This window comes from Kitasatospora sp. MY 5-36 (genome assembly GCF_001182915.1).
Lineage (GTDB): Bacteria > Actinomycetota > Actinomycetes > Streptomycetales > Streptomycetaceae > Kitasatospora.
Genome location: NZ_LFVW01000035.1, coordinates 16,880 through 39,726, shown reverse-complemented (window position 1 = coordinate 39,726; position 22,847 = coordinate 16,880). Strand labels below are relative to the sequence as shown.

Genomic DNA, 22,847 nt, shown 5'->3' with positions numbered 1-22,847 from the left:
GGCCTGCCGCACCCCGTCCAGCTGGTCGCGCGCCGCGCCGCCCTGCCCGTCCGCCACCTGGACTGGCGCGCCCTGACGCCCGAACGGCGGGCCGAGGAGACCGAGCGGCTGCTCGCCGAGGAGCGGGCCGCCGGGCTCGACCTGGGCACCGCGCCGCTCACCCGCCTCGTCCTGGCCGCGCTGCCCGGCGAGGAGGTGCTGCTGCTCTGGTCCACCCACCACGTGATCCTGGACGGCTGGAGCACCGGCCAGCTGCTCACCGAGGTCTGCGAGGAGTACGCCGCGCTGACCGGCGGCCCGCAGGCGCCCCGCCCCGTCCGCCGCCCGTTCGCGGACTTCCTGGCCTGGCTGCGCGAGCAGGACGGGCGGGCCGCCGAGGAGCACTGGGGCGCCGTGCTGGCCGGGTTCACCGAACGGACCGCGCTGCCCTACGACCGCCGCCCGGCCGGCGCCCACCGGGCCCGCTCCACCGCCGCCGTCCACCGCGTCCTGGACGAGGCGGCCTCCGCCCGGCTGCGGGAGAACGCCGCCGCCGCCGGACTGACCGTCAACACCCTGGTCGAGGGCGCCTGGGCGCTGCTGCTGGCCCGCTACGGCGGCACCGCGGACGTGGTCTTCGGCACCACCGTCGCCGGGCGCCCGGCCGAACTGCCCGGCGTCGAGACGATGATCGGCCTGTTCATCAACACCGTGCCCGCCCGGGTCCGGATCCCCTCGGGCGGCGTGCTGCCCTGGCTGCGCGACCTCCAGGACCGGCAGAGCGAGGGCCGCGGCCACGACCACCTGGCGCTGACCCGGATCCAGGGCCTGAGCGAACTGCCCGCCGGGGAGCCGCTGTTCGACAGCATGCTGGTCTTCGAGAACTACCCCGTCGACGAGTCCGCCGCGGACCGCACCGGCGTCCGGGTGGTCGAGGTGCGCGCCGACGACGCCACCACCTTCCCCTGGTGCCTGCGCGCTCACCTGAGCGGACAGCTCGCCTTCGACCTGGCGTACGACCCCGCGCTCTTCGACCAGCGCACCGCCCGGGACGCCGCCGACCGCCTCGCCCAGCTGCTGACCGCCCTCGCCGACGGCCTGGACGGCGACCTCGCCGCACTGGACCCGCTCACCCCGGCCGACCGCGACCTGCTCGCCTCCTGGCACGCCACCGCCCGCCCGCCGGAGCCGCGCAGCCCGCTGCGGATCTTCGCCGAACAGGTCCGCCGCACCCCCGACGCCCCCGCCGTGCGCGAGGGCGGGCGCGAGCTGAACTACCGCGGGCTGGACGACTGGTCCGACCGGCTGGCCGCCCGGCTGCTCGCCGACGGCCTGGCCCCCGAGGACCGGGTCGCACTGGCGATGGACCGCGGCACCGAACTCGTCGTCGCCCAGCTGGCCGTCCTCAAGGCCGGCGGCGCCTACCTGCCCGTCGACCGGCGCGCCCCCGAGGAGCGCCGCCGCACCCTGCTGGAGCGGGCCGGCGCGGCCGCGACCCTGACCGCCGGACAGGTCGCCGCCGCCCGCGACGGGGCGGCCGCCCCGGACCTGCCGCCCGCCGACCCCGACCGGCTGGCGTACGTGATGTACACCTCCGGCTCCACCGGCGAGCCCAAGGCCGTTGCCGTCCGCCACCGCGACGTCGCCTCGCTCGCCACCGACAGCCGCTTCACCGGCGGCCGCTGCGCCCGGGTGCTGCTGCACTCGCCGGTCGCCTTCGACGCCGCCACCTTCGAGGTCTGGGCGCCGCTGCTGAACGGCGGCTGCGTGCTCGTCGCCCCCGACGGGCCGGTGGACGCCGCCCTGCTGCGCCGCCTCGCCGGCCCCGACGGGCCGACCGCGCTCTGGCTCACCGCCGGGCTGTTCCGGCTGCTCGCCCAGGACGCGCCGGACTGCTTCGGCGGCCTGCGGGCCCTGTGGACCGGCGGCGACGTGGTGCCCGCCGCCGCCGTGCGCCGCGTCCTGGCGGCCTGCCCCGGGCTGACCGTGGTGGACGGCTACGGCCCCACCGAGACCACCACCTTCGCCACCGCCCACGCCCTGTCGGACGCCGCCGCGGTGCCCGACACCGTCCCGATCGGCCGCCCGCTGGACGACCGCCGGGCGCACGTCCTGGACGCCCGGCTGCGGCCCGTCCCGCCGGGCTGCGCGGGCGAGCTCTACCTGGCCGGCGAGGGCCTGGCCCGCGGCTACCTGGGCCGCCCCGGCGCGACCGCCGCCCGCTTCCTCGCCGACCCCTCCGGCCCGCCCGGTGCCCGGATGTACCGCACCGGGGACCTCGCCCGGCGCCGCCCCGACGGCACCGTGGAGTTCCTCGGCCGCGCGGACGACCAGGTGAAGATCCGCGGCTTCCGGGTCGAGCCCGCCGAGGTGGAGGCCGCCCTCGCCGCCCACCCGCTGGTCGCCGACGTCGCCGTGGTCGTCCGCGAGGACCGGCCCGGCGCCCGCCGGCTGGTCGCCTACACCGTCGGCACCGACGGCGCCCCCGACCCCGGCGAACTGCGGGACTTCGCCGCCCGCGCCCTGCCCGACTACCTCGTCCCGGCCGCCTTCGTCCCGCTCGACGCCCTCCCGCTCAGCCGCAACGGCAAGGTCGACCGCGCCGCCCTCCCGGCCCCCGAGGAGCGGCCCGGCGGGCGCCGCGAGCGGGTCGAACCGCGCACCGCGGCCGAACGCCGCACCACCGAGCTCTTCGCCGAGGTCCTCGGCATCCGCCCGCCCGGCACCGACGAGGGCTTCTTCGACCTCGGCGGCGACTCCATCCTCAGCATCCGGCTCGCCGCCCGTCTCACCGAGGCCTTCGGCACCGAGCTCGGCCCGCGCGCCGTCTTCGACCACCCCACCCCGGCCGGCCTGGCCCGGCTGCTCACCGAGGAGCCCGCCGCCCCGGCCCGCCCGCCCGTCGTCCCGGTGCCCCGCACGGGCGCCGCCCCGATGTCCCACGCCCAGCAGCGCCTCTGGTTCCTGGAGGAGTTCACGCCCGGCGTCTCCGAGAACGTCGCGCTCGCGCTGCGGCTGCGCGGCACCCTCGACACCGGCGCCCTCGGCGCGGCCCTGGACGCCCTGACGGCCCGGCACGAGTCGCTGCGCACCACCTTCGACAGCGTGGACGGCCACGGCGTCCAACTCGTCCACCCGCCGCACGCCGTACCGCTGCCGCTGCACGACCTCTCCGGGCGGCCCGCCGACGAACGGCCACGGGCCCTGCGCGACCTGCTCGCCGCCGACCGCGCCCGCCCCTTCGACCTGCGCCGCGGACCACTGCTGCGCGCCACCCTGGCCCGGCTGGCCGACCGCGAGCACGTGCTGGCGCTGACCCTGCACCACATGGTCACCGACGGCTGGTCCACCGGCGTGCTGCTCACCGACCTGGCCCACCTCTACCGCGCCGAACTCGGCTCCACCGAAGCCGAGTTGGCACCCCTGCCGGTGCAGTACGCCGACTACGCCCACTGGCAGCGCACCGCCGGGGCCCCCACCGGGGAGCAGCTCGCCTACTGGAAGGGCCAACTGACCGGCGTGGTCCCGCCGCAGCTGCCCACCGACCGGCCCCGGCCCGCGGTGCGCACCGCCAACGCCGCCAACGCCGCCACCGTCCGACTGGAACTGCCCGCCGACACCGCCCGCCGGCTGGCCGAGGTCGGCCGGCGGCGCGGCGCCACCCTGTTCACCACCCTGGTCGCCGCCGCCCAGGCCTACCTGGCCCGGCTCTGCGGGGACAGCGACATCACCGTCGGCACCATCACCTCCGGCCGGCACCGGTCCGAGGTCCAGCGGCTCGTCGGATTCTTCGTCAACACCCTGGTGCTGCGCTCCCGGGTCGAGCCCGGACAGCCCTTCGACGCCCTCCTCGGCGAGGTGCGGCAGACCGTCCTGGACGCCTTCGCCCACCAGGACGTGCCCTTCGAGAAGGTGGTCGACGAAGTCCAGCCGGTGCGCGACACCAGCCGCAGCCCGCTGTTCCAGGTCCACGTGGTGCTCCAGAACGCGCCGTCCGCCGAACCCGACCTCCCGGGCCTCGACGTGACCGGCATCGAGCCCGACGCGGTACGGACGCCCTTCGAGCTGGTGCTGGAGTTCGTCGAGACCGCGAGCGGCGCCCTGCACGGCCTGTTCACCTACGACACCGACCTGTTCGACCCGGCCACCGTCGAGCGGATGGCCGGCCAGCTCGCCACCCTGCTCACCGCCGTCGCCGAGGACCCGTCCCGCGCCGTCGGCGCGCTGCCGCTGGCCGGCCCGGACGAGTCGCCCGCCGAGCCGCACGGCGGCTTCCGGCCGGTGGCGGAGGCGACCCTGCCCGAGCTGTTCGAGCGCCGGGCCGCCGCCACCCCCGGGGCACCGGCCCTGCTCGACGGCGAACGGGAGCTGAGCTACGCCGACCTCGACCGGGCCGCCAACCGGCTGGCCCACCAGCTCATCCGGCGCGGCGTCGGCCCCGAGCGGCTGGTCGCCCTCGCCCTGCCCCGCTCGGCGGCCATGGTGGTCGCCCAGCTCGCCGTCGCCAAGGCCGGCGGCGCCTTCCTCCCCGTCGACCCCGACTACCCGGCGCCCCGGCGGGAGTTCATGGTCCGCGACGCCGCCGCCCACCTGCTGCTCGACGACCCGGCCCAGGTCTGGTCCGCCGAGGGCCCGGACACCGCGCCCACCGACGCCGACCGCACCAGCGCCCTCACCCCCGCCCACCCCGCCTACGCCGTCTACACCTCCGGCTCCACCGGAACGCCCAAGGGCGTCCTGGTCACCCACCGCGGCCTCGCCGTCTTCGCGGCCGCCGCCGCCGAGCAGTACGCCGTCGGCCCCGGCGACCGGGTGCTCCAGTTCGCCTCGCCCAGCTTCGACGCCTCCGTCCTGGAACTGTGCATCTCGCTGCTCTCCGGCGCCGCCCTCGTCACCGGCGAGGAGGGGCCGCTGGTCGGCGAACGGCTCGCCGAGGCCCTGACCGCCCGCCGGATCAGCCACACCCTGATCCCCCCGGCCGCCCTGGCCACCCTGGAACCCGAGACCGCCGCGGCCCTGACCGGGCTGCGCACCCTGGTCGTCGGCGCCGAGGCCTGCCCGGCCGACCTGGTCGACACCTGGGCCCCCGGCCGGCGCATGGTCAACTCCTACGGCCCCACCGAGGCCACCGTCGTCGCCACCTGGACCGGCCCGCTCGCCCCCGGCAGCGGCAGCCCCGCGATCGGCCGCCCCAGCGGCGCCACCCGCGCGTACGTCCTGGACACCGCCCTGCGGCCGGTGCCGCCCGGCGTCACCGGGGAGCTCTACCTGGCCGGCCCCGGCCTCGCCCGCGGCTACCTCGGCCGCCCCGGCCTCACCGCCCGGAGCTTCCTCCCCGACCCGTACGGCGCCCCCGGCGAGCGGATGTACCGCACCGGCGACCTCGCCCGCCGCGCCGCCGACGGCCAGCTCCGGTTCGCCGGACGCGCCGACGAGCAGATCAAGCTGCGCGGCTTCCGGATCGAACCCGGCGAGATCGAGAGCGCCCTGCGCCGCAGCCCCCTGGTGCGCGACGCCGTCGTCACCGTCCGCGCCGACGGCCCGGGCGGCGGCCGGCTGGTCGGCTACGTCGTCCCCGCCGACGCCACCGCCGGCGCCCCCGCCCTCGACCTGCGGCTCCACCTCGCCGAGACGCTGCCGCCGCACCTCGTCCCCTCGGCCTTCGTCGCGCTGGAGCGGCTCCCGCTCACCCCCAACGGCAAGCTCGACCGGCGGGCCCTGCCCGACCCCGGTCCCGCCCAGGCCGCGGCCGGCCCCGGCCGGGCGCCGGAGACCGACCTCGAACGCCGGATCGCCCGGATCTGGGCCGACGTCCTCGGCCTCGACGAGGTCGGCGCCGACGACAACTTCTTCCTCCTCGGCGGCGACTCCATCCTCAGCATGCAGGTGGTCTCCCGGCTGCGCCGCGACGGCCTGCACCTGGCCACCCGCGACCTGTTCAGCCACCAGACCGTGGCCGAACTGGCCACCGTCGTACGCACCGCCACCGAGCGCGCCGACGACGGCCCGGTGACCGGCGGCGTCCCGCTCACCCCCATCCAGGAGTGGTTCCTGACCACCCCGCGCGCCGCCCACCACCACTTCAACCAGTCCACCCTGCTCGAACTCGCCGCCGACCCCGACCCGGCGGCGCTGCGCACCGCGCTCGACGCCCTGCTGGAACACCACGACGCCCTGCGGATGCGCTTCACCCGCGACGAGGCCGGCTGGCACCAGTTCAACCCGCCGCCCGCCCCCGCCGAGGACCTCCTGGTCCACCACGACCTGACCGGGCAGGACGCCGGGGCCGCCGACGCGGCCATGGCCAAGGCCGCCGACGAGCTGCACGCCGGCTTCGACCTGGCCCGCGGCCCGCTGCTGCGCGCCGCCCTGTTCACCGGCCACCCGGAGCACCCGGCCCTGCTGCTCCTGGTCGCCCACCACCTGGTCGTCGACGCCGTCTCCTGGCGGGTGCTGCGCGACGACCTGGAGAGCGCCCACCGCCAGGCCGTCGAGGGCGGGCCGGTCACCCTGGGGGAGCGCGGCACCTCCTTCCGGGACTGGGCGCAGCGGCTCGCCGCCCATGTCGCCGAGGGCGGCCTGGACCACGAACTCCCGTACTGGGAGGAGGCGGTGAGCGCCCGGGCGGCCCTGCCCGGCAGCCCGTCCGGGACCGGCGGTCCGTCCGATCCCGGCGGTGCCGAGACCGCGGCGGTCACCGTCGAACTCGACGAGGCCGACACCGAGGCGCTGCTGCGCGCCGCCCCCGCCGCCTACCGCACCCGGGTCAACGACGTGCTGCTGGCCGCCCTCGCCCTCGCCCTGGCCCGCTGGAGCGGGCAGCAGCGGATCGGCCTGGACCTGGAGGGGCACGGCCGCGAGGACCTGCTGGACGGCGTCGACCTGTCCCGTACGGTCGGCTGGTTCACCACCGTCCACCCCGTCACCTTCCACGTCCCCGACCCGGCCGAGCCCGGCCCGGACCGCGATTGGCGGGCCCTGGTGAAGTCCGTCCGCCGCCAGCTGCGCGCGGTGCCCGGCAACGGCCTGGGCTTCGGCGCCCTGCGTACCTTCGGGACGCCCGGGGTCCGCGAGCGCCTCGCCAGCGGCGGCCACGGCCAGGTGGTCTTCAACTACCTCGGCCAGTGGGACGCCCGGCCCGAGGCCGCCGGCGACGGCCTGGTCCGCGCCGAACTCGGCTCCTTCGGCCAGGACCACGACCCCCGGGACGGCGGCTCCCACCCGCTGGAGGTGGTCGGCGCGGCCCAGCACGGACGCCTCGCCTTCACCTGGCACCACCGGCCCGCCGTGCACGGCACCGGGGCCGTCCGCCGGGCCGCCGAGGACTTCGCCGCCGCCCTGCGGCAGATCGCCCGGCACGCCCGGGAAGGACGGTGACGACCCCGCCCACCCGTACCGGACCCGCCGACCCGTACCGACCCGCACCGACCCCGCCCACCCGTACCGACCCCGCCGAGACCGACCCGCGATGACGAAGGAGCCCGACATGGACGAGAACACCCGCTACCAGGTGCTGCGCAACGACGAGGAGCAGTACTCCCTCTGGCCCGCCGACCTCGACGTCCCGGCCGGCTGGCAGCCCGTCGGCACCGAGGGCACCGAGGCCGAGTGCACCGCCTACGTCGACGAGGTGTGGACCGACATGCGCCCGAAGAGCCTGCGCGAGCGCATGGAGAACGCCCGAGCCTGACCGGCCGCGGGGACGGGGCCGCCGGCCGCGCCGACCGGCCCCGCCCCACGGCTGCCGCACCACCGAACCACCACGACCCAAGAGGAGAGCGGCATGACCCCTCAGCTGCGCACCGAGCACCTGGAGTTCATCCCCTACCGGCCCGAGGACGAGGACGCCTTCGTCTCCCTGCTCCGCAACGCGGACGTGTGCCGCTGGATGGGCCAGGACCTGGTGCCCGAGCCGGACATCCGCACGCTGTTCCGCGCGATCCTGACCGACGTCTACCCGCAGCACCTCTTCGACATCTGGGGCCTCTGGCTGGACGGCGCGTACGCGGGCCACGCCGAGGTCAAGCGCACCGGGAACGTCGACGGCCACGAGCTGGTCACCGCGCTGGCCCCGGAGTTCTGGGGCCGGGGCCTGGGCGCCGAGGTGGTCCGCGGCCTGATCCGCTACGCCGGCGACGAACTGGGGCTCAAGGAGGTCTACGGCATGGTCGGCGCGGAGAACACCCCGAGCCTGGCGATGTGCCGGCGGCTCGGCTTCCGCCACCTGCGCGACGTGGTCGGGGACGACGGCTCGGTGACCAAGCTGCTTGCCGTCTCCACCACCGACCCGGCCTGAGCCGCCCGGGCCCGCGGCGCGCCCGGCCGTACGGTGAGGGTGCCGGAGCCGCCGGCACCGTCGCCACCAGGAGGCCGCCGTATGCGGGACCGACCGACCGCGGGGCTCGACCTGCCGCCCGAGGACCGGGCGGGCGCGCCGGTGACGGGCTGGACCCGTCGGCACTGGATCGCCGTCGCGGACCACCTGCTGGCGTCCCTGCGGCCCTACCGCAGCCCGTTCGGGGCGCGGATCTCGCCACCGGGGCGCGGCAGTTGGTCGGGTGGCGACACCGACGGCCTGGAGGGCTTCGCGCGGACGGCGGTGCTGGCCGCCGTCCGGCTGGCGGCCGGCGACGAGCCGGCGCGCGGCAGCCTCGGAGAGCTGGCCGACCAGGTCACCACCGGGCTGCTCGCCGGCACGGACCCCGGCGGGCCGGAGCGCTGGCCGGCCGTCACCGACTACTCCCAGCAGATCGTCGAGGCCGCGTCGCTCGCGGTGGCCCTGCACGAGTCCCGCCCGTGGATCTGGGAGCGGCTGACCCCCGGTCAGCGCGAGCAGGTGGCGGGCTGGCTCGGCGGGACGGTCGGCCGGGGCGTCCGGGAGAACAACCACGTGCTCTTCCAGGCGGTGGTCGGCGAGTTCCTCGCCTCCGTCGGCGCCGGGCACGACCGAGGCGAGATCGAGGACCGGCTGGACCGGATCGAGCCGTGGTACTCCGGCGACGGCTGGTACCTGGACGGGCCGGAGACCCGCCACGACTACCGCTCGGGCGGCCCGCGGGAGTTCGCCGTCGGCCCGGAAGCGGCCTACGACGCCGGCCGCCGCTTCGACCACTACAACGCCTGGGGGTTCCACCTCTACCCGCTGCTCTGGGCGCGGATCGCCGGGGAACGCGCCGGGGCCAGGGCGGCGCTGTACCGCGAACGGCTGCACCGCTTCCTCGCCCAGTACCGCTGGCTGTTCGGGCCGGACGGCGCGGTGCTCCACCAGGGGCGGTCGCTGAGCTACCGCTTCGCCTGCCTGGCCCCGTTCTGGCTCGGGGCGCTGGACGGCGCGACCCCGCTCACCCCGGGGCAGACCCGCCGCCTGGCCTCCGGCGTGCTGCGGCACTTCACCGAGCGGGGCGCGCCCGACCCGCGCGGCCTGCTCCCGCTCGGCTGGTACGGGGAGCAGAGCGCGGCCGCCCAGGTCTACAGCTCGCCCGGCTCCCCGTACGCGGCGGCCATGGGGTTCCTGGGGCTGCTGCTCCCGGCCGGCCACCCGGCGTGGACGGCGCCCGAGGAGCCGCTCGCGCGGGAGCGCGCCGACCTGACGGCCGCGCTGCCCGTCCCCGGGTTCCTCGTCCACCGGACCGCCGCCGACGGGCTCGTCCGGGTGCTCAACCACGGCTCCTGCTACCTGACCGCCCCGCCGGCCGTCGAACGCGACGAGCCGCACTACGCCAGGCTCGCCTACTCGACCCGCACCGGGCCGGTGATCGGTCCGGAGGCGCCACGGATCGACAACCACCTGGCGCTGCTCCTGCCCGACGGCACCGCCACCCGCCGCGAGCGCATCCACCCGCTCGCCGTGACCGACCGGTACGCCGCCTCCTGGCACCGGCCGCTGCCCCCGGGCGGGCCCGTCCCCGGCGCGGCCCCGCCGCCCGTGGTGAGCGTCTCGGTGCCGGCCGGGCCCTGGGAGATCAGGGTGCACGGCCTGCGCCGGCCGCCCGGCTGGGGCCTGCGCGAGGGGGGTTACGCACTGGCGGCCGAGGCGGCGCCGGAGACGGTCCTGCGGGAGCTTCCGGGCGCGGCCGTCCGGACGGCACCCGGCGCGAACGGGCCGGGGCTGGTCAGCGCGGTGCTCGGGCTGCACGGCTGGACGGCGGCGGAGGTGCACCGCCGCGAGCGGGCGAACGCCTTCGGCCACCGCTGCGCCGTGCCCCTCCTCGTGCTCCCGCCCGCTCCGGCACCGGTATGTGACGACTCGTCAGAACGGATCGAGGTGGTGGTCGGCGCCGTGCTGCTGACCGGCGCGCCCGGGGCGCCCCCGGCACCGGAGGTGACGGTCCGGGTGGCGGGCACCGAGGTCCGACTGACGTGGCCGGACGGGCGGACACTGCTGGTCCGCCCGGTCCTGCCGTGGCAGGCCCCGGGCGACCGCGGTCCGGCGACCTGAGTTCAGGGCCGGCGAGGTCGCCTCCGAGACCTGGGGGTCAGCGGTTCTTGAACTCCTCGATGGCGGTCCGGGTCGCCTGCCCCATCGCCTCGCTGCCGGCGTGCCCGGAGTCCTCGATGATGTGGAGCCGTGCCCCCGGCCACGCCTTCGCGAGCTCCCAGGCCGTCTGCACCGGGCAGCCCATGTCGTGCCGGCCGTGGACGAGCACACCCGGGATGCCGGCCAACAGGTGGGCGTCGCGCAGCAGTTGGTCCTCCTCCAGCCAGGCGCCGTGGCTGAAGAAGTTGGCGCAGATCCGGACGAAGGCGATCCGTTCGTCCACCTCGCGGTCGCTGTACATGCCGGGCGAACCGTTGGGCTCGTTGGAGACGACCGCGTCCTCCCAGGCGAGCCAGTCGGCGGCGGCCTTCTCCCGGACGGCGCGGTCGGGGTTCTCCATCAGCCGCGCGTACGCCGCCAACAGGTCGCCGTCCCGCTCCTCCTCCGGGACGCCGTCGCGGAACCGGTCCCACGCCTCCGGGTGGAACCGTCCGGCACCCCGGTAGAGCCAGTCGATCTCGGCCCGCCGGGCCGTCGTCACGGCCGGGATGACGATCTCGGTGACCCGCCCGGGATGCCGCTGCGCGTAGGCCAGGACGAGGGTCGACCCCCAGGAGGCGCCGTTCAGCAACCACCGCTCCACACCGAGGTGTTCGCGCAGCCGCTCCATGTCGTCGATCAGGTGCCGCGTCGTGTTCAGGCTCATGTCCGCCGCCGGGTCGCTGGCGTGCGGGGTGCTGCGGCCGCAGTTGCGCTGGTCGAAGCGGATCACCCGGTAGCGCTCCGGGTCCCAGGCCCGGGTCGGCCGCCGCGGCGCCCCCGCACCCGGGCCGCCGTGGACGTTCAGGGCGGGCTTGCCGTCCGGGTTGCCGAGCTGCTCGTAGTAGAGGCGGTTGCCGTCTCCGGTATCCAGGAACCCGGTGTCGTACGGCTCGGTCGGAGGATAGAGGTCAACCATGACCGCCGATCGTACGCGGGGGCCGCAACGGGCGGAAGGCACCGCTGGCGCTCCGCCCCGGAGCCGGTTCGCACTCGACTGGCTTCGGGTCAGGTCCGCTTGCGACTCGCGATCTCGTCGGAGAGCCGCTGCACGTGGGCGGGGTCCGCGTCCCGGGCGAGGGCGACGTAGTGGTCCATGACGGCCGGCCGGTAGCGCACGGGAAACGTCTGCCCCGGGGCGAGTCGGGTGATCTCGGTGATCGTGAGGTTCTCGTCCGCGATGCCGCGGAACGAGATGCCGTCGGCGGTCTCCACGTCGAGCATCAGGGCCACGCGTGGACTGCCGCCGCTGCTGATCTCCCGCCAGTCGACGAGAACGCCGAGCGCGAGCGCCCCCGTACGCAGTTCCGCATTGCGCTTCCGTGCGTCCCTGCTCAGGACCGGGTTCGGGGCGATGCCCGGGAAGTCCGGCCCGACGCCGAGCGCTTCCCGACTCAGGTCGGGCCTGAGCCGCGCCGCCATGTCGTTGAGCTTCTTCTCCGAACCGAACATCCTGTCCCCTCCCTCACGCCGGTGCCGGAACCCCGGCCCGGCGCTTCGTTTTCGCCGCGATTGTACGTCGCGGCCGTTCCCGGCCTCCGGCGCATCTCCCCGTCCCGATGGGGTCGCCTGATCGATGGTGACCCCGACGGTGCGTCCCGTGGCAAGACCGTGCGGATTCCCGTCGTCAGGCCGCCGCGGGACCGTCCGGGGGCATGGTGGTCCGGCAGCCGGCGAGGAGCCGGGAGACCATGGCCCGCGCATGCTCGCGGTCGTAACCCGGGCCCAGGATGCACAGGTTGCCGACCGCGCGCATCAGCGCGTACGCGGTGACGTCCGGGTCGAGTTCGCCCCGGGCCGCGGCGGCGGCGAGGAGCGAGGCGCAGGCCGGGACCAGCGTGTCGAGCATCAGGGAGTGCAGGCTCTGCAGGCCGGGGTCCTCGGACTGGAGCGCCGCCCCCAGTCCGTGCTTCGTGACCAGGAACTCCACGAACGCGTCCATCCACCGCTCCAGGGCCTCGCCCGGCCGCGGCGACCCCGCGAGGTCGGCGGCGAGCTGCGCGCACTCGTCCACCTGGTGCCGGTAGACCGCGACGACCAGCTCCGCCCGGGAGGGGAAGTGGCGGTACACGGTGCCCAGGCCGACTCCGGCCCGGCCGGCGATGTCGCGGATGGGCGCCTGGACGCCCTGCTCGACGAACACCTGCGCCGCGGCCGCGAGCAGGGACTGGCGGGTGCGCTGTGCGCCTGCCGCTCTGGAGCCGGCCGATGGGGACAAGGTCTCACCTCTGGTTCGCGGAACATTGTTCCGCTAATGTGAGCGGAACATCGTTCCGCCAAGTATGCGGCACGCGTCCTCCCGACAGAGAGTCCGCACATGCTCACTCCCGCGCAATCCCGGACGAAGCCCGTCGCGGTCAAGCCCATCACCGTTCCCGCCGGTGAGCGGGCGGTGCCCCTGCAGGTCAAGGTGACCGCACCGGCCGAGGGCCGCGGCCTTCCGGTCATCGTGTTCTCCCACGGCAACGCGTGGTCGATGGACGGCTACGAGCCGCTGGTGGACCGCTGGGCCGCCGCCGGCTTCGTCGTCGTGCAGCCGACCCACCTGGACTCGCGCCGCAACGCCATAGGGTTCGACGATCCGCGCTTCGGCACCATCTGGCGCGTGCGCGTCGACGACCTCCACGCCGTGCTGGACCACCTCGACGCCGTCCTGGCCGAGGCGGGCGACCTGATCGACCGCGCCGACCAGAGCCGGGTCGCCCTCGTCGGGCACTCCTGGGGCGCCCAGACCGTCGGCGCCCTGCTGGGCGCCCGGGTGTTCGACGCCCAGGGCGTCCCGGGCGAGGACCTCTCCCACGGCGGAGCGACGACGGGCGTGCTCATCGCGGCGACCGGCACGGGCGACTCGCTCACGCCGTTCGCCGTCGAGCACCTGCCCTTCATGCGGCCGGACTACTCCACCATGACCACGCCGGCGCTCGTCATCGCGGGCGACAGGGATCAATCGAGGATGTCCACGCGCGGACCGGACTGGTTCCTCGACGCCTTCGACCTCAGCCCCGCCCCCAAGCGGCTCCTCGTCGTCTCCGGCGGGGAGCACACCCTGGGCGGCATCGCCGGGGAGGCCGTGAGCGAGACCACCGACCCGGACGCCGACCGGGTCGCCCTCGTCGCCGACGCCGTCGCCGCGTACCTCCTCGACGCCCTCGGACTCGGCCCCGGTGCGTGGTCCCGCTTCCGCGCCGACACCGAAGCCGCCGGGCAGGCGTCCTTCCGGCACAAGGACTGACCCCGGCCCGCCTCTCCGCCCCGCGGGATTCCCCGGGTCGTGATCCCCGTGCGAGGCCGGAGCCAAGGCGTTCACCGGGCGTAGTCGACCTCGGGGAAGTCGGGGGAGGGGCCGTCGAGCAGCCGCCCCTGGTCGCGGAGGTGGAGGTCGAAGAAGGCTCGCGGGTAGGCGCGTTGGAACGCCTGTGCCCGGTGCCCGGGAATCGTCCCGACATCCTCCTCCAGATCGGACGCCGACCTGCCCAGGAGAGGGGCGAGCAGAGGCAGGATCAGCACGTCGTCGCCGAACGACTGGTGCGCGGCTCCCCGTACGGTCAGGTGCAGGCGCCAGCCGCGCAGGTGCGACCAGAACACGCGCAGGGCGGGGTTGTTCTCCATGCCGCCCTTGCCGAGGGTGTCCACGACCAGGAACGGACGGTCGAGCCCGGCGTCCACCACCGGGCCCGCCGCGCCCCCGTCCAGGCTCATGCCCGCCGTGATCCGCCCGTCGGTGAGCATCGTCGCGGCGGTGGTGGCGCCGCCCAGGGAGTGGCCGAGCATCCCGACGCGCCGCGGGTCGAGCGCCCCGCGCAGGCCGGCGGGCAGCGGGGTGCGGCAGACGCCGGGGTGGCCACCCGCGCGGAGGACGGCGAGCCGGTCCAGGACGAAGCGGATGTCGTCGGTACGGACCGCGAGGGCCTTGGCGTAGTCGCTGATCCCGCCCGTCGGGTTCGTCTCCACGCGTCCACCGGGGAAGGCGACCGCCGCCGCGTCGTAGGTGTGGTCGACGGTGACCACCACGAAGCCGTGACTGGCGAGGTCCTCCACGACGCCGGTGCCGAACGACCGTGACGCGTCGGCGCCGGGGGAGTAGAGCACGACGGGCAGGGGGCCGGGCGGGCCGCCGACGGGAGCGCCCTCGTGGCCGTGGGTGGCTCCCAGCCGTACCCGGCCGGGAGGCAGGCCGAGGATGCCCAGGTACCGGTCGGCCGCCGCCGGAGGCATCCAGGGAACGGTGGGGCGGTCCGCGCGGCCGCGGGCGGGGTACCAGACGCTGATCATCAGCTCACGGCAGGGGCGGGAGGGCACCCAGGGGTCCGGCCGCGTGGTGTCGGCCAGGTGCAGCGCGACCGTGCCCAGCGGGTACGGGCCGTTCGGGGCGGGCAGCTGGAACCGCACGGGTTCCTCCTGCCCCGCTTGCGCGACGGCCGCCGGCGCGAGCGGACCCGGGATCAGGGCGGCGGCCAGTGCGGCGCCCGAGGACAGCAGTGTTCTCCGATTCATGCGTTCCACTGTTCCGGCCGACGAGCCGGGCGGCTTCGCCCCCGGGGAGGAATCCGGTGTCAGCCCAGGAGGGTACGACGGGCATCGGTCGTGCGGATGACTCAGCCCGTGAGATGACGTCCTCCGGGCTGACGGGTCCTGGGCCCCGCTTGGATAGCGTGGCCGGCATGGGTGACGGTGAGTCACGGCCGCTGGTGGCCGGACGTCTGCGGGACGGACAGTGGCAGGGCGTGGACACGGTCGCGGCCGTGCTCCTCGCCCTGGCGTTCGGAGTGAGCGAGACGCTGAGCGGTGGCTGGGGCGCGGGGGTCGTGGCGGCGGTGGTCTGGCTGCCGGTCGCGGTGCGGCGCAGGTGGCCCGTCCGGGTTCTGTACACGGTCCTGGCCGGAGCGGTCCTCGCCGTGGTGTCCACCGGATGGGAGGCGTCCTGGGTCCCGGTCGGGACCGCCCTGTACACGGTGGCGGCGCGGGAACCGCGGCGCCCGTCCGCGACGGCGCTCGGCTGCTCGCTGGGCGCCGTCGCGGCGGCCATGGCCCTCGGACCGCGACCGGTCCCGGCCTCCGAGGTCGCGGGGGGCGTCGTCTTCGCGTCCCTGATGATGACCCTGCCCTGGCTGGTGGGCACCGCGCTGAGGGAGCAGCGGTCGTACGCGGAACTCGCCGCCCGGCAGGCCGTGACGGACGAGCGCCTGCGGATCGCCCGCGAGCTCCACGACGTGGTGGCCCACCATCTGACCGTCATCACGGTCCGGGCCGAGGTGGCCCGCGCGGTGGCCTCCACCAATCCGGAGGAGACCGAGCGGACCCTCGCCCTGGTCGGGACGGCGGGCCGGACGGCGCTCACCGAGATGCGCCGCATGCTCGGCGTGCTGCGCTCACCCGGTGACGGAGCCGAGCTGGGGTCCGCCCCCGGTCTGGCGGACCTGCCCGCGCTCGCGGCCGGCGCGGGCCCGCGCGTGGAGCTGTCCGTCGATCCGGATCCACCGCTCCCCCCGGGGGTGGAACTGGCGGTCTACCGGATCGTCCAGGAGGCCCTCACCAACGTCGTCAGGCACGCGGGATCGGCGGACTGCCGGGTGAGCCTGTCCCGGGTGGATCCCGAGGCGGTCGAGATCGAGGTCGTCAACGACGCGCCGGCCCGGCTCCCGTCTCAGCTCCCGTCCCGGTTCCCGTTCCGGCGTCTCGGCGGCGGGCACGGGCTCGTCGGGATGCGGGAGCGGGCTGCCATGTGCGGCGGGACCCTCTCCGCCGGCCCCCTGGCGACGGGCGGGTTCCGGGTGCACGCGCGGCTGCCCTGCGGATCGGAGGCGGCACGGTGAACCGGCCGGTCCGGGTCCTCATCGCCGACGACCAGGCGCTGTTGCGGACGGGCTTCCGCCTGCTCATCGAGAGCGTGCCGGACCTCGCCGTCGCGGGCGAGGCCGCCGACGGGGAGCAGGCCGTCGAACTCGCCCTGCGGCTGCGGCCCGACGTCGTGCTGATGGACATCCGGATGCCCGGTATGGACGGTCTGGAGGCCACCCGGCGCATCTGCGCGGACCCGGACGCCGTCGGCACCCGCGTGCTGGTCCTCACCACCTTCGACCTGGACGAGTACGTGTACGCGGCACTCCGCGGCGGAGCCAGCGGATTCCTCCTGAAGGACATCCTCCCCGCCGACCTGCTGGCGGCCCTGCGGGTGGTCGCCGCCGGCGACGCCCTGCTCGCGCCCGCCGTCACCCGCCGTCTGATCCGCGAGTTCGCCGGACGCCACGAGCCGCGCCCGCGGCTCGCCCGGGAGCTGGCGGGCCTGACCCCACGGGAACGGGAAGTCCTCCGACTGGTGGCCCGGGGACTGCCCAACCGCGTGATCGCCGAGCATCTGGGGCTGAGCATCGCGACCGTCAAGACCCACGTCCGGCGGCTGCTGGCCAAGCTCGACGCCCACGACCGGGCCCAGCTGGTCGTCATCGCCTATGAGACGGGCGTGGTCACCGCGGGTGGGAACCCCCCGTCCACGGGCTGACGCCTCACCGGCCGGGACGGTGGACCTGATCTTCATCAAGAGCTCCGCCCCCGTTCCCCGCAGCCGACCACGAGCACCGTCGACGTGAGGACCTTTTCGGCGGCCGGGCCCGGGGGCCTGTCGTCACACGAGTCCGGCGATGCGCACGAGGTCCGCCATGTAGAACGTGCCGGGGTCCTTGCCGAACGTCGGCTTCCACGGGTTCGCCGAGTTCCTGCTGTTGTGGCTGAGGTACGAACCCGGGTCGGCCTTGATCAGTGCGGCGATCACCTCGCCGACGACGGCGCTGCCCAGGGTGCCGAGTTTGAGGCTGCCCACGTCCGACTTCTCTTCGAGCGCGCCCTCGCCCAGGACGTAGTACCAGGGCGGTACGTGGTCGAAGTCCTGCAGCCCGAAGTCCTTCGGCGTGTAAGGATCGTGGCCCGAGCTGTACTTCGCGTACACCTCCTTGGCGAGGTCCTCCCCGGAGGGCAGCCCCTTGGTGCCGTCCTTGCGGACGAAGGAGTTCGCGCGGCGCAGGTTCCGGATGGCGATGGAGAGCAGCGGCGAGTAGAGCTGGCCCTGGTAGGGGTTTCCGTCCGGGAGCCCTTCCTTCTCCGTGGAGTCCTCCAGCCACGTCAGGGGGCTGTCGATGGGCGGCGGCATCTGGAGGAAGGCGTGGATGATCTTCCTGTCGAACCTCTTCGCGTACTGGGGTTGCTGCGTGGCCCCCGGGATCACGAAGAACTGGTGCCAGTCGATGACCTGTTCGGTGCGCAGCGGCGAGAACGGTCTGCGGAAGTTGAAGAGGTGGCCGGTCGTGGTGTTGTTGAGGCGGTACTCCTCGACCGGCAGCGAATGCAGCCGGTAGGCGGCGGCGGTGAATTCGAGGGGCAGCGCGACCGGCTTGTCCTGCGGGGGGTTGAAGAGGAGGAAGGGGGCTTCCTTGTTCTCGGCCGCCGCCTTGACCTTCGCGTACACCGAGTCCTTCACGATCCTGGGAAGCCAGTCGTTGAGGATCATCCACTGGTAGTGCCAGACGACCTGTTGCTTGGCCGTGTCGAAGAGGGCGACGTCCGGGACCGAGCCCTTCAGCATGTCGACCACGGCGTTGTGGAACAGCATGAAGGCGTGGTGGATCTGGATCGAGATGATGGTGTTGTCGTTGCGCGGGTCGGCGATGACCGGGACGCCCTGGGGGTTGCGGGGCACGTCGTAGTCGCGGTTCGGGTCGATCCAGAACTTTCCGACGTCGAGGTTGTCGTAGAACGCGAACGACTGGGTCTTGGGACCGAGTCCGTAGACGTGGGAGAGGTCGACCCTGGCGCTGCGGAAGTTCGTCGTGTCCCCGATGGTGTTGCTGTCGAAGGTCACGTCGGCCTGGAAGGTGATGTTGTGGTCGAGGAACTGGCCGAGGTAGGTGTAGCCCGCCGGGATGCCGGCCTCGGCCGGGGCCGTCGACGGCTTCGACGGCTTCGCCAGGTACTTGTCGTCGATCTTCTCGCCGAGCTCGGCGCACTGCCTCTTGTCGAACGGGAGCGGGGGGTTGAGGTCCATCTGACCGCCGGGCGCGCCGAGTTCCTCGATCAGATCGTCGCCCGGCACGTACCCGTGCAGCGCGGGGAACAGCCACGTGTAGGTGCCGGTCTCCACCACCGTGTCCCGGAACGCGACCGGGGTGTGCGGCTCCGCGGGGCGGGTGCCGTCGCCCAGGTCCAGGCGCAGCGGACAGCCGTGGCCGGTGAAGGTGGGGTCGGCGACCCGGAGGCCGTCCGGATTCAGCGCTGCTTGTCCGTCGTGGCCCAGGAGTTGGTCGAGGAGCCGGGCGCGGGCCTCCTCCCGTCGGGTGGCGACGTCGTCGGCGGGCGCGTCGGCCGTCGTGGTGTCCGTGGTCATCGGAGGACTCTTCCTTCCGTCGTCCGGGTGACGGCGCAGGGGGCGCTCTCACCCGGGGGCTTCACGGCCGACTCGGTCACGGCCGCTCCGCACGCATGCCCGCACTCCGCCGTGCGGGTAACCCCGGCCGCCGAACACCACCGCAAAGGCCCGGTGCCTTGACCCGGGCAGCCCGCCCGGGGTGGTGGGCGGTCACCTGTCGGCCCACGATCGGACCGGATACAGCACTTCGGTCCGGAGTTCCTCGGGGCGTGAGCCCGCGGGCCGGTCGCTCCGGGTAGTCGTACCGCACCGGGTTGCGATCGTGGACGGGATGGTGTGCGCTGGGAAGTGTGCGAACCGTCGGCCGGCCGGGCCGGACCCTCGCTCCGGACCCCGGCGGCGCCGAAAGCGGGACGAGGGCGAAGGAGGCGACGGACACCTCGAACGGGGGCAAGCCGGCCGTGACGGACTGACCGGCCGGCGGTCAGGATCCGCAGGGCGAGTCCGGAGATCAGATCATGGGAATAGAATTCACGGTCGTCGATGCCGTCCCATATGAGCACGGCCGCAGCACGGAGCCATTGATATGGCATGGTACTGCCACCTTCAGTCACCCCGTGAAGAATGCCGAAGCCGCTATCCAGGCGTTCTCCCTTGAATTCCTGAGGGGGCCCTACAATCCCGGTGAAGCCCCCTACGGCAAGGAGCACGTCGATTGCTCCGTGGGGAAGCTGACCGGTAATACCGCCGCGGTCCAGGTGACATTCCTGCTGCGTCCGCGGGACGCCGGCCCCGACTACAACTTCCAGGCCTCGGCGCGGATCCTGGTCATCGCCGAGACGGGTGGGATGTAGCGGGAAACGGGAAGGGAAGACAGTGGCCGGAGTGAGTGTGGCGCCGATCATCCAGGTCGAGCAGTGCCATTTCGACTTTCCGCGGTCCAGCGACGCATCCGTCAGGACCCTGACGCAGCAGTTCTCGTTCGAGCAGTGCGTCAACAGGGCGGTCGCCTTCGTGTCCGGCTACTCCGGGCACTACACCGATGATCCGAACCTGAACATCGGAAGGATCCATGTGAAGGCGGAGGCCAGCCTTGAGGACGCCCAGAAGGGTGAGATCCTGGTGACGTGTGAATGGGCATTCGATCCCCAGGCCAGCAGCTTCCCGTCGGCCGGGGAGGTCTGGGTGACCGTGCTGGGCTGGTGAGCGGTGTGGAGACCGGAGGCAGCGGCGGCCGGCTGGACGTGACGGCCGAGGACGTCCCGGCCGACCCGGGTTCCGTCGTCACCGCCGCGTTCCGGGTGGTCGACGCGCGGGAGGGGGTCGCGGGAGCGGACCTCGTCCTCACCGCCGATCCGGGGCTGACCTTCGAGGAGGACGTCGTGGGGTTCAGCCGGAACGGAGGCCGGCCGGGGACCTTCCGGGGCGAGCGGTCGCCGGGGAATTCCACCCTGAGGTGCGCGGGCGCCCATCTCGACGTCTACGACAGCGGGGACCGGATCGACCTCGATGTCGCCGTCCGCGTCGGCAGCGGGCTCTCCTCCGGCGATCCCAAGGTTCGGCTGGCCGTCACGAGCCCGCCGGACTGCCCACCGGAGACCTACGGGTCCGGAGACGTGACCGTTCACGTCAAGCGACTCGTTCCCCGCATCGACAGGGTCGACCCCCCTGACGTGGAGGAACGGGGGCCGGTCACTTTCGAGGGCAGCAATCTCGGCCTGGTGCGCTGGGCGGTGTTCGCGGACGAAGACGGCAGGACGGTCATCACGGATGCCAAGGGTAGCGATGTCGGCTACCTGGCGACGTCGAAGCGCCCGCCGGGGCTGGCCAACGGGTGCGGAAAGGTCTGGCTCTCCACTGCCGATACGCAGAACGAGATCGCGCCGGGCAACACGAGCAATAGTCTGGACATCGTCTTCGAGAATCCGTAGCGGCATCGCGTGTCCCGCCGGATCGGGTTTCTCCCGGGCCGTGCGCAAAGGGGAGTGCTGCGCCCACGTCCCGACAGGGGCATTTTATCAATGATTCGTCAGCGAATCATCTTGGTGGTGATGTTGTTGATGTATCTCCATGAAACTGTGTTTCCCGACCGAATGGGGTTGCCCAGCCGCCGGTGGGCTTTTAGATTGGATTCAGGTCTTGCTCCACCGGGGCTAATTCCGACCGACGGCACGCGTGAGAGAAGAGGAGGCGAGACAGGATGGGCATGCACATTACCTCCGTTTACCCGCCCCAGGTCGAGGCGGGCGGACCGGTTCATCTGGAGGGCAGTGACCTCGGCCTGGCGCGCTGGGCGGTGTTCACGGACGAAGACAGCAAGCACAGCCTGACCGTGCCCGCGACCGGGGTGGACGTCGGCAGGGCGGCCGACTCGGTATGCCCCGACGGTCTGGATACGAGTGAGGGGACGATCGCCCTCTCGGACGCCAAGACGAAGGATCAGGTCAATTCGTCGAACACCAGCAATTCGGTACCCCTCGGCTTCGTCGCGCGGTGACACCGCGCGCCTGCGTACGAAAAGCGCAGGGGTGATACGGATCCGCCCGCCATCCTGTGATGACGGGCGGATTCGACCTCGGACCCGTGTCCAAGGCATCGGCAAGCCGAGGTGTTCGTAGCACCGCGCGTCCGTCTCGCTAGGACCGCCGGAGTCCGAGGGCCGCGCGGATGCGGCCGGCGACCGCCCGCAGGACGGCGAGGTCGTGGGTGCCGGGCAGGGGCGGGGCCGGTTCGCCGCGCTGGGCGGCCCGGTGGCTGTCGAGGAGGTGCTGCTGCAGTGCGTTCATGTCCTCACCCTGCGCCCGGCGCGCCCCTCCCGTCCCGTCGATTGACGGTACTGGTCAAACGACGGGACGGCGCCGCCGCCCGATCCGGCACCATGGTGGGGTGAGCGTGACCATAGACATCACCGGACTGCCGCACGAGCGGATCATCTTCTGCCCCTCGCCGCTGGCCGAACTCGGCAACGCCCTGCACGCGCTGGCCGAGCCCGCTCACCACCCACGCCTGCACGCGTGGACGACGGCGACCTCCGCCACGCTCGAACCGGAGCTCGCCGACCGGCTCGTCGAGGCCGACTTCATGTGGCGCTCGACCCGCTCCGACTTCCTGATGCCGCCCCGGCCCCGGGAGACGCTCGCCGAGGAACTGGACGACCTCGACCAGCTGGACGACGAGACCTTCGTCGGCTCGGCCCTGGAGATCTCCTGCAACAGCAGCCGCTACTCGCAGGGCATGCCCTCGCCGCTGACCGACGGCCGGTCGCGGCGCCGCGCGCTCGACCTCGCCGCCGCGCGCGGCCCGCGCCAGGCGGCCTTCGTCGAACGGACGCTCGCCGACCCCACCGGCACCCGCGCCTGGATCCGGCGCCTCCTGGAGGACTGCGACCGGGCGTTCTTCGCCGACGCCTGGCGCCGCGTCCAGGTCCAGCTCGCCGCCGACGCCCGGCACAAGACCGACCTGCTGCGCCGCAAGGGCCTGGCGGAGGCGCTCGCGGCGACCTCCTCCGTACTGAGCCTGGAGGAGGACGGGCACGGCACCCGCATCGTCGTCGACAAACTGGTGCACGGCCGTACCGAGGCCGGCAGCACGGGCGTCACCCTGCTGCCGACCGTCTTCGGCTGGCCGCACTTCTTCGCCCTGTACGCGCCGGGCTGGCAGCCCGTGATCCAGTACCCGGCCGCCGCCCACGAGGTCGGCGGCGCCGAGTCGGTGGAGACGGTGAAGCTGCGCCTGGAGGCGCTGACCCACCCGATGCGGATGAACCTGTGCCGCCACCTCGCGCGCGGGGCGTACTCGACGAGCGAGCTGGCCGACTCACAGGACATCACCGCACCGGAAGTCTCCCGCCACCTCGCCGTCCTGCGCAAGGCCGGGCTGCTCACCACCCGCCGCCGGGGCCGCTACGTCCTCCACCAGCTCGACCTGTCGGTCGTGGCCCGGATCGGCAGCGACTTCCTGGAGTCCGTCCTGCGTTAAGTGTGCTGTCCCGGGAGG

General features: G+C 74.1%; 18 protein-coding genes. 12 read left to right on the top strand and 6 right to left on the bottom strand.

All coding sequences use genetic code 11. The annotated features are described in order from the left end of the window. The 4 genes from AE652_RS03390 to AE652_RS03375 all read left to right on the top strand — a co-directional run. On the top strand, window positions 1–7,356 hold a 7,356-nt coding region (locus AE652_RS03390), incomplete at its 5' end, for a non-ribosomal peptide synthetase (protein WP_049649585.1). A gap of 109 nt (window positions 7,357–7,465) precedes the next feature. Further along, a complete protein-coding gene (locus AE652_RS03385; RefSeq protein ID WP_049649584.1) occupies window positions 7,466–7,669 on the top strand; it encodes an MbtH family NRPS accessory protein in 204 nt (67 codons plus the stop codon). 93 nt (window positions 7,670–7,762) lie between these two features. Beyond that, window positions 7,763–8,275 (top strand): GNAT family N-acetyltransferase, encoded by a 513-nt coding sequence (locus AE652_RS03380; RefSeq protein WP_049649583.1) that lies wholly within the window; start codon window positions 7,763–7,765, stop codon window positions 8,273–8,275. Window positions 8,276–8,356: 81 nt separating this feature from the next. After that, entirely contained in the window at window positions 8,357–10,417 is a 2,061-nt protein-coding gene (locus tag AE652_RS03375; RefSeq protein ID WP_049649582.1) for a DUF2264 domain-containing protein, read from the top strand. Window positions 10,418–10,454: 37 nt separating this feature from the next. Here the strand turns inward: AE652_RS03375 and pip are convergent, their stop codons facing one another. From pip to AE652_RS03360, 3 genes are all read right to left on the bottom strand, one after another. After that, on the bottom strand, window positions 10,455–11,414 hold the full coding sequence (pip, locus tag AE652_RS03370; RefSeq protein WP_049649581.1) for a prolyl aminopeptidase: 960 nt from the start codon (window positions 11,412–11,414) through the stop codon (window positions 10,455–10,457). Window positions 11,415–11,503: 89 nt separating this feature from the next. Further along, on the bottom strand, window positions 11,504–11,947 hold the full coding sequence (locus tag AE652_RS03365; RefSeq protein ID WP_049649580.1) for a hypothetical protein: 444 nt from the start codon (window positions 11,945–11,947) through the stop codon (window positions 11,504–11,506). A gap of 175 nt (window positions 11,948–12,122) precedes the next feature. After that, window positions 12,123–12,713 (bottom strand): TetR/AcrR family transcriptional regulator, encoded by a 591-nt coding sequence (locus tag AE652_RS03360; protein ID WP_049649579.1) that lies wholly within the window; start codon window positions 12,711–12,713, stop codon window positions 12,123–12,125. 99 nt (window positions 12,714–12,812) lie between these two features. On the opposite strand from AE652_RS03360, the gene AE652_RS03355 reads away from it, so the two are divergent. Next, window positions 12,813–13,727: a chlorophyllase gene (locus AE652_RS03355; protein WP_049649578.1), complete on the top strand. Its 915-nt coding sequence runs from the start codon at window positions 12,813–12,815 to the stop codon at window positions 13,725–13,727. Between the two features lie 71 nt (window positions 13,728–13,798). Here the strand turns inward: AE652_RS03355 and AE652_RS03350 are convergent, their stop codons facing one another. Next, on the bottom strand, window positions 13,799–14,989 hold the full coding sequence (locus AE652_RS03350) for a lipase (RefSeq protein WP_049649577.1): 1,191 nt from the start codon (window positions 14,987–14,989) through the stop codon (window positions 13,799–13,801). Between the two features lie 167 nt (window positions 14,990–15,156). Here AE652_RS03350 and AE652_RS03345 point away from each other — a divergent pair, with 167 nt between their 5' ends. Further along, window positions 15,157–16,308, top strand: coding sequence for a sensor histidine kinase (locus AE652_RS03345; RefSeq protein ID WP_049649576.1), 1,152 nt, complete (start codon window positions 15,157–15,159; stop codon window positions 16,306–16,308). Beyond that, window positions 16,305–16,994, top strand: a complete 690-nt coding sequence (locus tag AE652_RS03340; protein ID WP_049649575.1) for a response regulator transcription factor — start codon at window positions 16,305–16,307, stop codon at window positions 16,992–16,994. Before AE652_RS03345 ends, AE652_RS03340 begins: the two co-directional genes overlap by 4 nt. A gap of 123 nt (window positions 16,995–17,117) precedes the next feature. On the opposite strand, the gene AE652_RS03335 is transcribed toward AE652_RS03340, so the two are convergent. Further along, the gene (locus tag AE652_RS03335) at window positions 17,118–18,869 is read right to left on the bottom strand and encodes a peroxidase family protein (RefSeq protein WP_049649574.1); all 1,752 of its coding nucleotides are present in this window, start codon (window positions 18,867–18,869) and stop codon (window positions 17,118–17,120) included. A 599-nt stretch (window positions 18,870–19,468) separates the two neighbouring features. Here AE652_RS03335 and AE652_RS03330 point away from each other — a divergent pair. The 4 genes from AE652_RS03330 (at window position 19,469) to AE652_RS03315 (ending at window position 21,348) form a co-directional block, all read left to right on the top strand. After that, entirely contained in the window at window positions 19,469–19,705 is a 237-nt protein-coding gene (locus AE652_RS03330) for a hypothetical protein (RefSeq protein WP_143204547.1), read from the top strand. 37 nt (window positions 19,706–19,742) lie between these two features. Further along, complete coding sequence (locus AE652_RS03325; RefSeq protein WP_049649572.1) at window positions 19,743–20,057, top strand: hypothetical protein; 315 nt, start codon at window positions 19,743–19,745, stop codon at window positions 20,055–20,057. Next, entirely contained in the window at window positions 20,054–20,782 is a 729-nt protein-coding gene (locus AE652_RS03320) for a hypothetical protein (RefSeq protein ID WP_159028338.1), read from the top strand. The genes AE652_RS03325 and AE652_RS03320 overlap by 4 nt, the downstream gene beginning before the upstream one ends. Window positions 20,783–21,051: 269 nt before the next feature. Continuing rightward, entirely contained in the window at window positions 21,052–21,348 is a 297-nt protein-coding gene (locus tag AE652_RS03315) for a hypothetical protein (protein WP_049649570.1), read from the top strand. Between the two features lie 139 nt (window positions 21,349–21,487). Here AE652_RS03315 and AE652_RS47260 read toward each other — a convergent pair whose 3' ends face one another. Next, entirely contained in the window at window positions 21,488–21,637 is a 150-nt protein-coding gene (locus AE652_RS47260; protein ID WP_199823037.1) for a hypothetical protein, read from the bottom strand. A gap of 106 nt (window positions 21,638–21,743) precedes the next feature. On the opposite strand from AE652_RS47260, the gene AE652_RS03310 reads away from it, so the two are divergent. Further along, window positions 21,744–22,829 (top strand): DUF5937 family protein, encoded by a 1,086-nt coding sequence (locus AE652_RS03310; RefSeq protein ID WP_049649569.1) that lies wholly within the window; start codon window positions 21,744–21,746, stop codon window positions 22,827–22,829. Window positions 22,830–22,847: the final 18 nt, after the last annotated feature.